This window comes from Streptomyces sp. FXJ1.172 (assembly GCF_001636945.3).
GTDB lineage: Bacteria > Actinomycetota > Actinomycetes > Streptomycetales > Streptomycetaceae > Streptomyces.
On record NZ_CP119133.2, the window covers coordinates 3,048,165 to 3,061,507 of the forward strand.

The window sequence follows — 13,343 nt, forward strand, 5'->3', positions numbered from 1 at the left end:
GTCGCGCAGGGCCGCGTGGGCGGCGACCCGGGCCGCTCACTTGCTGGTCATCGACCGCGCGGTCGCGTACACGTTGAAGACCGCGAGGGTCAGCGGGATCAGCGTCAGCAGGACGAAGCCCTCGCAGATCTCCAGGAAGCGGCCCCAGAACGGGGTCAGCCCGCCACGCGGCAGGATCAGGCCGAGCGCCGTCACCAAGGCCGTGGCCAGGCCGATGACCGCGATCAGCCAGATGGTGCGGATGTCCAGGTCGGTGCGGTTCCCGGTGAGCGCCTCGATCATGATGTGCCGCGGCGGGTTCAGGGCGAGGCCGAGGCCGAGCAGGACCAGGCAGGCGAGGCCGGCGGCGAGCACGGGGGCGACCTGGGCGGTGTACCGGAAGAGGCCGGCGCGCATCAGCATCGCGACGCCGGTGGCGAGCGCGAGCAGCTGGGCCCAGATGCCGTCGGAGAAGCCGAGCACCGAGGCTGCGCCGACGGCGAGGAGGGCGCAGCCGCCGACCAGGCCGACGAGCAGCTCGTGGCCGCGCCGGGCCTGGGCCTCGACGCGTTCGGTGTCGACGGGCTCCGGACCGGCCGACTCGGTGCCGTAGGCGGAGCGGGCGGGGCCGCTGCTGGGGTTCTCGAAGCCGATCGGCAGCCGCGCGAAGCGCATGGACATGCCGGGCAGGAAGGCGAGGCCGCCGACGGCGACGGGTGCGCACAGGGCGGCCATCTCGGTGGCGGACCAGTGGGTGAGGGTCGCGACGAAGACGACGACCAGGGCGACCGCCGAGGCGAGGACGAAGGCCACGAACGGGGCGTCGCCGTGCGGGGAGCACAGGGCGAGGATCAGGGCCGCGACGAGGACGGCCGCGCACGCCAGCAGGAACTGGAGTCTGCCGATGCCCTCGCCGCCGGTGAGGGGCAGCAGTCCGCTGCCCGCGACGCCGATGTTGGGCAGCGCGCCGAGGCCGAGGGCCACGGCCGAGCCGCGGTCGTCGTAGACGCGGGCGCGGATCGCGGCAAGGACGACCAGGAGGATGCCGGCGACGGCGGCGAGGATGCCGGCGAGGCCGTGCATGTCGTGGCGCGGGTCGGCGGTCCAGGCGACGAACGCGAGCAGGGCCGGCAGCACTGCGCCGCCGACGATGCCCGCGGCCCGGGTGAGGTCACCGCTCCACAGCTTGTGCTGTTTGGTGACGGCGGAGGCGACGGCCTCGGCGACGTCGTCGAAGACGGCCGGCGGCAGCGACTCGGCGAACGGGCGCAGGGTGAGCAGTTCGCCGTCGAGGATGCGCTGGGCGGCGAAGGAGCGGGCGCTGTCCAGCACGGTGCCGTCGGTGCGGACCAGGTGGTAGCCGACCGGGGCGCCCGCCTCGGGGCTCTGCTGGGACAGCCGGAGGATCTCCGGATAGAGGTCGGCGACCGGGACGTCGTCGGGCAGTGCCACGTCGATACGGCTGTCCGGCGCGACGATGGTGACCCGGCAGAAGCCGAGTCCGGTGCCGGACCCGGCGGGGGCTCCCGTCCCGGTTCCGCCGGTGGCGGCGGCCGTCATGCTCACCTGCTGCTCCCCCTCAGTGGTGGTGGTGCGTCTGCTTCGTGAAGGTCTCGTGCCGGTACGCTCCGAGGGCGGCGGCACGGATGCCCTACGGCAGGACCACGGGGCCGTCCCGCCTCGACATCGAGGGGGTTGTCCCGGTATATCCAGCCCGTTCGGCGTGTGCGCACGCGAACATCCGGCACCCTACCGCCCACCCGGCCACCGTGAACTCAGTAGGATCACGCGGCGGCCTGCGCCCGCCGGACACGGGGCGGCGGGCGGAAAGCCTGGGTCGGGCAAGGGAATTGGTGAGCAGTGAGCCAGATTGTCGTCAAGCGCCCCACTAGGGCGCTGCCGTCCGAAGTGCCCACGGAAGAGGTCGTTGTCCAGCCACCGCCCGAATTGCCGCGGGGGCATCAGGAAAGCGTACTGATGCAGCTGCTGCCCACGCTGGGCATGGGTGGCTCGGTGGTGTTCTTCTTCACGAACGGCCAGCCGTTCATGAAGATCATGGGCGTGGTCATGATCGCCTCGACGGTGGCCATGTCCATCGCCATGGTGGTCCGCTTCCGCCGCGGCTCCCAGGGCCAGCTGGCCGACATGCGCCGGGACTACCTCAGTTACCTGTCGCAGACGCGCAAGTCCGCCGTCGACACGGCGAGGACGCAGCGCGACGCGCAGTACTACCTGCATCCCTCCCCCGAACAACTGTGGGCGCTCGTCGCCGAGGGCAGCCGGGTGTGGGAACGGCGGTCCGGCGACGAGGACTTCGCGCACGTCCGCGTCGGCCTCGGCCCGCAGCCGCTGGCGACGCCGCTCGTCGCCCCCGAGACGGGTCCGGTCGAGCAGTTGGAGCCGCTGACCGCGGGCGCCATGCAGCGCTTCCTCGCCAGCCACGGCACCGTCGGCGACCTGCCGATGGCGGTGTCGCTGCGCGCCTTCTACCACGTCACGCTCAGCGGCGAGCCGCAGTCCGTACGCTCCTGCGCCCGCGCGCTGGTCGGCTCGCTGGCCTCGCTGCACTCCCCCGAGGACCTGGTCATCGCGGTGGCCGCGGGACGTGAGGCGCTGCCGCACTGGGACTGGGCGAAGTGGCTGCCGCACGTGCAGGCATCCGGTGCCGTGGACGGCGCGGGCAGCCGCCGGCTGATCGGCGCCGACCCGCGCGAGCTGGAGGACCTGCTGTCCGTCCGGCTGACCGGCCGCCCCCGCTTCCACCCGGCCGCCGCACCGCTGCTGGACGAGCCGCACATCGTGCTCGTCCTCGACGACATCTCCCTGCTGCCGGACTCGGTGCTCGCCAACCCCGAGGGTCTGCAGGGCGTCACGATCGTCGAGGTCGTGGCCGGCGAACTCACCACGGCGGGCGGCGAGCTGTCCATCGTGGTCCAGCCGGGCGTGCTGCGCCTGGAGTCCGGGCACGGCGAGGTCTACGACGGCACCCCGGACGCGCTGTCCTACGAGTCCGCCGAGGCGCTGGCCCGGCAGCTGGCGCCGCTGCGCATGGGAACGGGCGGTGACGACGACGAACCGCTGCTCGCCAACCTGGAGTTCACCGACCTCCTCGGCCTCGGCGACGCGGCCTCCGTCGACACCAAGCGGACCTGGCGCCCGCGCGCCCTGGCGGAGCGGCTGCGCGTGCCGATCGGCCTCGGCGAGGACGGCCGCCCGGTCATGCTGGACCTCAAGGAGGCCGCCCAGGAGGGCATGGGCCCGCACGGCCTGTGCGTCGGCGCCACCGGTTCCGGCAAGTCGGAGCTGCTGCGCACCCTGGTGCTGGGCCTCGCGGTCACGCACTCCTCCGAGACCCTGAACTTCGTCCTCGCGGACTTCAAGGGCGGTGCGACCTTCGCCGGCATGGCCCAGATGCCGCACGTGGCGGCGGTCATCACCAACCTGGCCGACGACCTGACCCTGGTCGACCGCATGGGCGACTCGATCCGCGGTGAACTCAACCGCCGCCAGGAGCTGCTGCGCGACGCCGGCAACTACGCCAACATCCACGACTACGAGAAGGCCCGCGCGGCCGGCGCCCCGCTCCAGCCGATCCCCTCCCTCGTCCTGGTGATCGACGAGTTCAGCGAACTGCTGACCGCCAAACCGGACTTCATCGAGATGTTCGTGCAGATCGGCCGCATCGGCCGTTCGCTGGGCGTGCACCTGCTGCTGGCCTCGCAGCGCCTGGAGGAGGGCCGCCTGCGCGGCTTGGAGACGTACCTGTCGTACCGCATCGGCCTGCGCACCTTCTCCGCGGCCGAGTCCCGCGCCGCCCTCGGCGTCCCCGACGCCTACGAACTGCCCAACGTCCCCGGCTCCGGCTTCCTGAAGTACGGCACGGACGAGATGGTCCGCTTCAAGGCGGCGTACGTCTCGGGCGTGTACCGCTCGGGCCCGCAGCGCGCGGCGCTCGGCGGCGGACCGCTGCCGGTGGACCGGCGCCCGGTGCTGTTCACGGCCACCGAGGTCCCGGTGCAGTTCCGGGCGGTCCCCCAGCAGCGCGTGGAGGCGGCTGTCGAGGTGGACGAAGCGCTGGCCGACACCGTCCTCGACGTGATCGTGCGCCGGCTGGAGGCCCAGGGTCCGGCGGCGCACCAGGTGTGGCTGCCGCCGCTGGAGAGCCCGCCGGCGCTGGACTCGCTGCTGCCCGGCCTCGCGGCGGTACAGGGCCGCGGCCTGACCCAGCCGAACTACGAGGGCGCCGGCCGCCTGGTCGTCCCGGTCGGCCTCGTCGACAAGCCGTACGAGCAGCGCCGCGACCGGCTGATGCTCGACTTCTCGGGCGCCGCGGGCCACATGCAGATCATCGGCGGCCCGCAGTCCGGCAAGTCGACGCTGCTGCGCTCCATGATCTGCTCCTTCGCGCTCACGCACACGCCCTACGAGGTGCAGTTCTACGGGCTGGACTTCGGTGGCGGCGGTATGGTCTCGGTGGCCGGCCTGCCGCACGTGGGTGGCATCGCCTCCCGCCTCGACCCCGAGCGCGTCCGCCGTACGGTCTCCGAGGTGTACGGCGTCCTCACCCAGCGCGAGGAGTACTTCCGCTCCGCGGGCATCGCCTCGATCGCCGACTACCGCACCCGCCGGGCCCGTGGCGAGATCTCGGTGACGGACCAGCCCTTCGGTGACGTGTTCCTGGTCATCGACGGCTGGGGCAACTTCCGTACCGACTACGAAGTCCTGGAGTCGGTGGTCCTGGACATCGCGGCCCGCGGCCTCGGCTACGGCATCCACGTGATCATCACGGCGTCGCGTTCGATGGAGGTCCGGGCGAACCTCAAGGACCACCTGATGAACCGCCTGGAGCTGCGCCTGGGCGACGTCATGGACTCCGAGATCGACCGCAAGGTGGCGGTGAACGTCCCCGCGGGCGTGCCCGGCCGTGGCCTGTCCCCCCAGAAGCTGCACTTCATGGCGGCCGTGCCGCGCATCGACGGCCTGACCTCCGACACCGACCTGGCCGAGGCCACGGCGGCGCTGACGACCGAGGTCGGCCGCCACTGGCAGGCGCCGGGCGCACCGCAGGTACGGCTGCTGCCGCGCCAGCTGGAGGCGGTGGAACTGCCTCCGGGCGACCGCTTCCCCCAGCGGGGCGTCTCCTTCGCGCTGGACGAGGAGAACCTGGAGCCGGTGTTCCTGGACTTCGAACAGGACCCGTTCTTCCTCGTCTTCGGCGAGAGCGAGTCCGGCAAGTCCAACCTGCTGCGGCTGCTGATCCGGCAGCTGTGCCTGCGGTACAGCGGCGACGAGGCGAAGTTCTTCGTGGTGGACAACCGCCGCTCGCTGCTGGACATCACGCCCGCCTCGCACCTGGCGGAGTACATCCCGATGTCCAGCCAGATGGACCACCACATGGTGGCCCTGGCCGACCTCATGCAGCGCCGCACGCCGACGGCCGACGTCACACCGCAGCAGCTGCGGGACCGCAGCTGGTGGCGGGGCCCGCAGGTCTTCGTCGTCATCGACGACTACGACCTCGTCTCCACCTCCACCGGCAACCCGCTCAGCGGCCTGACGGAGATGCTGCCCTTCGCCCGCGACGTCGGCGTCCGCTTCGTCATCGCCCGCTCCAGCGCGGGCGCGGGCCGCGCCGCCTACGAGCCGTTCATGCAGCGTATGAAGGAACTCGGCGCCCAGGGCATCGTCCTGGCCGGCGACCCGGCGGAGGGCGACATCCTCAACGGGGTCCGGCCGCGGCCGATGCCGGCGGGACGGGGTGTGTTCGTGTCCCGGAAGCGGGGGCGGCCGTTGGTGCAGACGGGCCTGGTGGACGTGGAGTACTGACGTACGGGTGTTGCCGGGTCCGGCGGTCGCAGTGGCCGCCGGACCCGGTGTGTACGCCGGGAGCGGTCAGAAGACCGGCAACGCGATCAGGGCGTCGCCGGCCGTGACGAAGACCCGGTTGCCGTCGGCCGCGAACTTGATGTCGTCGATCCAGCGAGGGTCGTAGTACCAGGTCTCCGTGCCGTCCTTGAGGCTCAGGGTGTGCACCGACAGACCGTCGTTCAGGTCTTCGAGCAGCCATATGCCGTTGCCCTGGAACAGGACCGGACTCCCCTCGGTACCGCCCGGGCCGAACCAGTCCTTGCCGCCCTTGCGAAGGCTGAACCGCTCGTTGGAACCGCCGACGTTCGCGTACACGCAGTCGTCGTGGACGCCGGCGGGACCCCACTCCGACGAGGTCCCGGATTCATTGGTCCCCCGCCAGACCTCCTTGCCGTCCGAGGCCCTCCGGCCGGTCAGCGTCTTGCCGTTGAGATAGAACACGCCATTCGCGGCCACCGGAACGAGCTGTGTCTTCTTCGCCTGGTCGTACACCGTCCACAGGGTGCGGCCGGTCTGCGTACTGACCGCCAGCGCATCTCCGCCGGTGGTCGCGACGACCAGTGTTCCGCTGTCGACCGCGCCCTGGAGGCAGAGGCGGGTCCGGAACCGCTCCGGCACCGGCACGGTCCAGCGGAACCCCGCATCGGAGCGGCCCACCGCACGCAGCCGGTGGTCCTTCGTCACGACGTACACCGCGTCCTGGTCGACGGCCAGGAGCGCCTCGGCGTCGGCCTGTGCCGTCCACTTGGGCTCGCCCGTGGACGGGACGAAGGTGTGCAGCGTGCCGTGGCTGTCGGCGGTCACGAGCAGCCGGTCGGAGAGCGACAGATAGCCACTTGCCATCTCCATGCCGGGGGCCCGCCAGCGCTGTTTGCCGTCGACGACGTTGAACGCCGCTATGCCGCCCGACTTGGCACCGGCGATCACCACGTCGCGGACCGGCAGCGGCGCCGGTGAATGCGATCCCACCGCCCCACCGTGGTTCCAGAGCGGCTTGACGGCGTCACCGACGATGAAGTCACCGTCGTCGGCGGACAGGACGCGCGCCGTCGGTGTCTTCACCGCGGGCGGCAGCGTGAACAGGTCCTTGTCGCGCGAGCCACCGTCGCGCAGCAGCCACCAGCCGGTGCCGCCACTCGCCGCGAGCAGCGCACCGCCGGCCGCGACCCCGGTGAGCAGTCGTCGCCGGCTCGGTCCCACCCCGGTCCGGGTCGTCAGCAGCGGTGCGGTCAGTTCCCGCACCGCACGCTCCCGCTCCCTGATCGCATCGGCCACGGGTCCGCGCTTCCACACGGTGCCGGACTTCCCGGGCGCGGCGAAGGCCCCGGCGATCTGCTCGGGGGTGGGCCGCCCCGCCGCCTCCTTCGCCAGGCACGGGGCGATCAGGGCGTGCTGCTCGGGCGGGAGGCCGTGCCAGCGCGGTTCGCCGTGGACGACCTCGTACTGGACGGCGGCGACGTGCGTACCGTCGAACGCCCGGTGCCCGGTGGCCGCGTACACGAGGACGGCGCCGAGGGAGAAGACGTCGGCCGCCGCGGTGACTCGATGGCCGAGCACCTGCTCGGGGGCGCCGTACCCCGGGGTGACCGGGATCTGCCCGGTGGTGGTGAGCGTCAGTCCGTGCTCCGGACGTGCGATGCCGAAGTCGATGACCCGCGGGCCGTTCGCGGTGAGCACGATGTTGGGCGGCTTGAGGTCGCGATGGACGAAGCCGGCCGCGTGGATGTCGCGCAGGGTACGGGCCACGGAGACGGCCAGGGCGCGCAGGCCCGCGTCGTCCAGCGGCCCGAGCCGGTCCACGATCTGGTCCAGCGTCGGCCCGGCCAGGAACTCCGTGGCGATCCACGGCCGTCCGCCCTCGGTCTGCGCCCCCAGCACCGCCGCCACGCCCGGACTCCGCACGGCCGCGGCCGCCAGCGCCTCACGCACGAACCGCTGGGCGAGGCCCGCGTCGTGGGCGAGTTCGGGCCGCAGCACCTTCACGGCGGCGACCGTGCCCGCGTGGTCCTGGCCGACGTACACCTTGCCCATGCCGCCCTCGCCCAGCACACCGAGCAGACGGTACGGGCCGAGCCGGATCGGGTCTCCGGTCCCCAGGGGTCTCATCGCTTGTCGCTTTCTGTTCTGTGCACCCGTTCCGCTCTTCGCACCGGGCGGTTCACCGCAAGGGGAAGGCCGCGAGGAAGTGGCCGCCCAGCGCGATGACCTCGCCCGCCGTCTCATGGACCATGAATCGGTCACCGGTGGTCCGGTAGGAGTGGGCCGGCCGGTGGGAGGACAGGTCGATCGCCCACAACCGCGAACCCCGCTTGGTGTACGCGTAGTCGGAGCCGACCACGGGCGCGGCACTCAGGTCCGCATCGCTCCCCTGCGCGCCCTTGTCCTGGATTTCCTGCCACTTGACGCGCCCGCTCGCCGGGTCGAAGGCGACGAGCCCGAGCCCCTTCTCGACGGCGTACAGGGTGCCGTCCTTGATCACCGGACGGCCATAGGTGCGCCCCGGCCGTACGGACGCCGAGTCCCAGGCCACGCTCCCGTCGCCGAGCCGCAGCGCCCTCAGCCGGCCCGCGCCCACGTACAGGTGCTGCGCGTCGGCGACCAGCGACTCGCGCACCCCGTCCGGGACGACGCCGTCCAGCTTGCGGTCCCACTGGATGGTTCCGGTGTGCGTGTCGCGTACGACGGCGTGCACGCTGCCGTCGTCCGGCTCCTGAAGCGCCACGAGACGGTTCCCCACGACCGAGGCTGCCAGGAAGTACAGGTGCGGGACGTCCTGGTGCCGACGGGGCAGCGGTGCCGTCCACAGCCGCTTGCCGCTGCTGATGTCGACCGCGATCACGTACCAGGACTGGGAGGCGAGGAAGCTGAAGGAGAACTTGCCGCGCCCGGCCACCGCGTAGGCCACCCCGTCCGCGGTGCACAGCGCCTGGGACAGTCCGATCTCCTTGAGGTCGGTGAACTGCGCGAAGGGCTTGGCGAGCGTGCCGGTGCGGACGTCGACCGAGGCCAGGGCCAGCGGGCGGGCATGGGTGGAATCGGGTCCGTCGTAGTGGTCGTTCACGTCCGTCACCATGATCATGCGATCGGCGTCGGAGGCGATCTGCCACGGCACGGGTGAGTTGATCGTCTTCCAGACGACCTTCCCGGTCTGAGCGGCGACACCTTCCAGGTAGTTTCCGGCCATCACCACCACCATGTCGCCCACGGCCTGCAACGGCACAGGGAAGGAGGTCAGCGGTCCCTCGGCGAAGCCCCCGTTGTACGTGTCCTCGACCTGGACCTGCCAGCGGGAGTCCAGCTGCTTCTTCGGCAGCTGGCTGTTGCTGGGCCCGGGCGCGGGCTGTGGCGTCGGGCCACCGGACCGCCCGCTCCAGGCCCACGCCCCCGCGGCCCCGGCGGCCGCGACGCCCAGCGCCGTGCCGCCGCCGGTGAGAAGCAGACGCCGGCGCGACCACCGTACGGGAGCGGCCGTCGCCGCCGTGGCCGGCTCGTCGGCCGGGGCCGGCAGGCGCCGCGGCGTGACCTGCCAGACCTCCGTGGCCCGCCGCCCGATGTCGGCCAGGAGTACGTCCGGCAGGTGGTCGGCGAACTCGCCGTCCCCGTCGTGCAGTCGGGAGGCCAGCTCGCCGGTCGTCGGACGCCGGAACGGATTCTTGTCCAGGCACTGCGTGAGCACCGGCACCAGGCTTTCGGGTACGCCGCTCAGGTCGGGCTCGGCGTACTGCACCCGGTAGAGCAGATCCGCCGCCTGGCCGTGCCCGAAGGGCGGATGCCCGGTGGCGGCGAAGACGAGCAGCCCGGCGAGCGCGAAGACATCGCCCGCGGCCGTGTGTTCCTGCCCTCCCGCCTGCTCCGGTGACATGAAGGCGGGGGTGCCGACCGCGACTCCGACACGGGTGAGGTGATCATCGCCGGCCGCGCGGGCGATACCGAAGTCGATGACCTTGGGGCCGTAGGCGGTGATGAGGATGTTGGACGGCTTGAGGTCGCGATGGACGACATCGGACGCGTGCAACTGCCCGAGCGCCCCGCACAGCGCCGCCCCCAGCGCCCGTACGGACGCCTCGGGCAGCGGACCGCACAGCCCGACGGCCTCGTCGAGGGGCGGCCCGAGCACGTACTCGGTGGCCAGCCAGGGCGTCTCGGCCCGCGGATCCGCGTCCACCACCCCGGCCCCGAACCGCTCCCCCACGACCCGCGCCGCGTCGGTCTCCAGCCGGAACCGGGTGCGGAAGTCCGGGTCGGAGGCGATACGGGCGTGCATCGTCTTCAGCGCGACGGTACGACCGCCCGCCGTGCGGGCGAGATAGACGGTGCCCATGCCTCCGCTGCCGAGGCGGGCGATCGGACGGTACGGCCCGAACGCCTGGGGGTCGTCGTGGGTGAGGGGGGAAGGCATGGCCGTCGTCAGCTCGAGTGAGGGTGAGGTTGCGGGTGGGGAAGGGGGCCGGTGGGTGGCGCGGGCGGTGCCTCGACGGGGATGTCGGCGGTGAGGACCGCGGCCGACTGATGGGCGAGGGCGGCGATCACCCGCCCCGGAAGCCGGCCGGGCGCCCCGGCCGGGACTGTGCCCTCACCCAACTCGGCGATGATCTCGGCGAGTTGAGGGCGGACACCGGGATCGCGCGACAGACACCGGCCGACGACCGCACGCAGCGCAGCCGGGATCTCCTCCCTCTCCGGTGTCGTGTGGCCGGTGGCGGCGTAGGCGAGCGTCGCCCCGAGGGCGTACACGTCCCCGAGGGGCCGCGGGCGCCCGCCGGACGCCTGTTCCGGCGGCAGACTCCCCGCTTCCAGCCCCGGCACACCGGAACGCTCCGTACCGTCCGGCGCGGCCGCGCGCACGGCGCCGAAGCAGGAGAGCCGGGGCCCGTCGGCGGCGAGGAGAACGGCCGCGGGTGACACACCGGCGAAGGTCAGGCCCTGCCCGTGGAGGACGGCCAGCGTCTCGGCGAGTGCTGCGCCGAGCGCGCGTACGGTCCGCTCGGGCAGGGGGCCACCGTGTACGGCGAGGGCGGTGGGCAGGGGCAGGACGGGCAGGTACGGCCGGGAGTACCAGGCTGGCTCGCCGGGACCGGCGAGAGCGGTGGCCGGGGCGGCGCACGGGCCGAGGAGATAGCGGGACCCGTCCGCTTCGGCCAGGAAGCGCTGACGGTCGGCACCGGGCAGGGGGAGCGAGAGCAGGACGGTGTGCTGCCCGTCGGTGCTGCGGGCGATGTAGCGCCGCTCGGGGACCGGCACCCTGGTGTGGGGATCGTCCAGCGCGGTGATGAGCGTGTACGGTCCCACGCGCCGCCGCGCCTTCGCGATCCTGCCCGGCTCTTCCCCGGCGGCCACACCAGTGGCATCGCTGGTGGCATCACTGGTGGCGTGCATTTGCTGTCCTGGTTCTTCCGCTCTGCCGGGCCGGTCCCGGACACGACTGGGGGTGGGCACCCTCCGTGCGCGCCCACCCCGCTGTCGCGGCATGCCGATGGTTCCGGCCACTTACAGGAAGTAGCTGGCTGCCTTCTTGTCGCCGCCCATGTAGTCGCCGCCGGCGGCGTGAATGGCGTGGCCGATGGCCCGGAGGGCCTGGTGGATGCCCTGGGCCTCTCGGTCCCAGTCGGCCTGCTGCTGGGTGTACGTGTGGTGGGCCTCGCCCTCCCACATGCTGGAGACCTGCGCGACCTTGCTCTTGATGGCCTCGAGGCCGGCCTCGAGCTGTTCGGCCGTCTTGCCGATCTGCGTCGCCATCTCGTCGAGACGGCCGTAATGAACTTCTGTCACGCCGTCGTGGTGGACGCCCATGATTCCTCCGTTGCTGAGAAGTGGTGGTGTGGCCTGGATCAGAGGCTCGAGAGCGCCGAGTGCGAGCCGCCGTAGTCCACGTCGATCTTCTGGACGCTGGCGCGGACCTGGTCCTCGGTGCTGTTGTTGATCTTCATGGTGGTGTTCATGGCATCGATGAACTTCACCAGGATGTTGCCCATCCGCACCATGCGCTCATTGATCTCGGTCTGCTTGGCGTTGAACGCGCCGGCGCCGATGCCCTTCCAGTGGCCCTCGAGCGTGTCGAGCATGTGCTGGAGCATCTTGAGCTGGTCCTGGATGTGGTTGAAGCGCTCGAGCAGCTCTCCCTCGAGTCCAGCAACGCTCTCTTTGGTGATCTTCTGGGTGCCTGCGGCCATTTCGATGCCCTTCTGTGTGAACTGGCCTTGCCGGGTGCCGGTTTCTGTCACCGGCTCGGCCGACAAGCTGACCTCTGCCCGTTCGGGCGAACGAGCAGCTTTGCGGGTGATCTCTCAGGTGTTGCGACGTGCCCGCAGCACACCGAAACCAGCGCCTCCGATGACGAGTACGGCGGCGACGGCGCCGATGATCACCCAAGTGGTCGAATCGTTGCCGGAGTTGGAGTCCTTCGCGGCGGCGGAGGTGGAGCCGCTGGTGGAACCGCCGCCCTTCGAGGGCTGCCCGGTAGAAGCCGAAGGAGCCGGGCCGGCCGAGGCGCCGTCGTCGCCTGTGGAGTTCTCGGCGGCGAGGGGATCCACGTTGGCCGGGCCGGGGTTGATGTTCGGGTCGTCGAGGACCATGCGGGGACGCATGACGCCGAAGCCGAGATAGAGGCTCCGTTCGCCCTTCGGCCACGTGCGCCCAGCCGTGTCGATCAGGGCCCTGATCACCTGGTTGGAGGTCCAGCTGGGGTGTGCGGACCAGACGAGGGCGGCGGAGGCGGAGGCTATGGCGGAGGCGGCGCTGGTGCCCCTGGCGTTGCAGTACTCGGTGAACTTGTTGTCGCACCAGCTGGGTACGTCCACCCCAGGTGCCGAAAAGTCGACGTACTCGCCATGTTCCGAGAACTTGGCAACGGTGCCGGACTGATCCGTCGCAGAGACTCCGTTGACGTACGGATAGAAGGCAGGATAGTCGACCTGGTTGTTCTTCAGTCCCGCGTTACCGACGGCGGCGAACAGGAGCTTGCCTTTGGATGCGGCGTATTTGACGGCCGATTCCTCGTCCGGATCATCATACGGACTACCGTAGGACATATTGATGATCTTGGCGTCGCTGTCCGCGGCAGCCCTGATCGCTTCGGCCGACGTAGCGGTCTTTTCTTTCTCCTGCTTGTCCTTCAGTTCGTCGAGCCCAACGCGATAGGGAATGATCTTAGCCCCGTAGGCCAGGCCTTTTATGCCGTTACCCGCACCGGTGCCAGCGATCAATTCAGCCATGGATGTGCCATGGCCGTCGTAGTCCTGTGTGACGTGATACGAGACGGACTTCTGCACCTCGTTGACGAGTACCTGCCCCTTCAACGCGGGGGTGTTCGGATTGACTCCGGAATCGATGACGGCGACCTTCACCCCCTTACCAGTGCTCGTCTTCCACATCTGGTCGGCCTGCATCGCGTTCAGATACCACTGCTTCGACCGAACGTCCACGGCCGCGGCACCAGGAGCCAGGGACGTGGACACGATGGTCAACGCGCCCAGAGCGGAGCACACGACGGACAGGCG

Annotated in this window: 8 protein-coding genes; 1 reads left to right on the forward strand and 7 read right to left on the reverse strand. The window is 71.2% G+C overall.

Annotated elements, in window-relative coordinates; genetic code table 11:
* Positions 1–36: 36 nt before the first annotated feature.
* The gene (eccD, locus tag A6P39_RS13390; RefSeq protein WP_067041638.1) at positions 37–1,539 is read right to left on the reverse strand and encodes a type VII secretion integral membrane protein EccD; all 1,503 of its coding nucleotides are present in this window, start codon (positions 1,537–1,539) and stop codon (positions 37–39) included.
* Positions 1,540–1,839: 300 nt separating this feature from the next.
* On the opposite strand from eccD, the gene eccCa reads away from it, so the two are divergent.
* Positions 1,840–5,805, forward strand: a complete 3,966-nt coding sequence (gene eccCa, locus A6P39_RS13395) for a type VII secretion protein EccCa (protein ID WP_079133205.1) — start codon at positions 1,840–1,842, stop codon at positions 5,803–5,805.
* Positions 5,806–5,871: 66 nt separating this feature from the next.
* Here eccCa and A6P39_RS13400 read toward each other — a convergent pair whose 3' ends face one another.
* The 6 genes from A6P39_RS13400 to A6P39_RS13425 form a co-directional block, all read right to left on the reverse strand.
* Entirely contained in the window at positions 5,872–7,953 is a 2,082-nt protein-coding gene (locus tag A6P39_RS13400) for a protein kinase domain-containing protein (protein ID WP_067041564.1), read from the reverse strand.
* 52 nt (positions 7,954–8,005) lie between these two features.
* On the reverse strand, positions 8,006–10,246 hold the full coding sequence (locus tag A6P39_RS13405; RefSeq protein WP_079133204.1) for a protein kinase domain-containing protein: 2,241 nt from the start codon (positions 10,244–10,246) through the stop codon (positions 8,006–8,008).
* Between the two features lie 8 nt (positions 10,247–10,254).
* Positions 10,255–11,223, reverse strand: a complete 969-nt coding sequence (locus tag A6P39_RS13410) for a serine/threonine protein kinase (protein WP_067041561.1) — start codon at positions 11,221–11,223, stop codon at positions 10,255–10,257.
* A 111-nt stretch (positions 11,224–11,334) separates the two neighbouring features.
* Positions 11,335–11,637 carry a WXG100 family type VII secretion target gene (locus A6P39_RS13415; protein WP_067041558.1) on the reverse strand — a complete coding sequence of 101 codons (303 nt, stop codon included), beginning with the start codon at positions 11,635–11,637 and terminating at the stop codon, positions 11,335–11,337.
* 38 nt (positions 11,638–11,675) lie between these two features.
* Positions 11,676–12,017 (reverse strand): WXG100 family type VII secretion target, encoded by a 342-nt coding sequence (locus tag A6P39_RS13420; protein WP_067041632.1) that lies wholly within the window; start codon positions 12,015–12,017, stop codon positions 11,676–11,678.
* 114 nt (positions 12,018–12,131) lie between these two features.
* Positions 12,132–13,310, reverse strand: a complete 1,179-nt coding sequence (locus tag A6P39_RS13425; RefSeq protein ID WP_234378778.1) for a S8 family serine peptidase — start codon at positions 13,308–13,310, stop codon at positions 12,132–12,134.
* Positions 13,311–13,343: the final 33 nt, after the last annotated feature.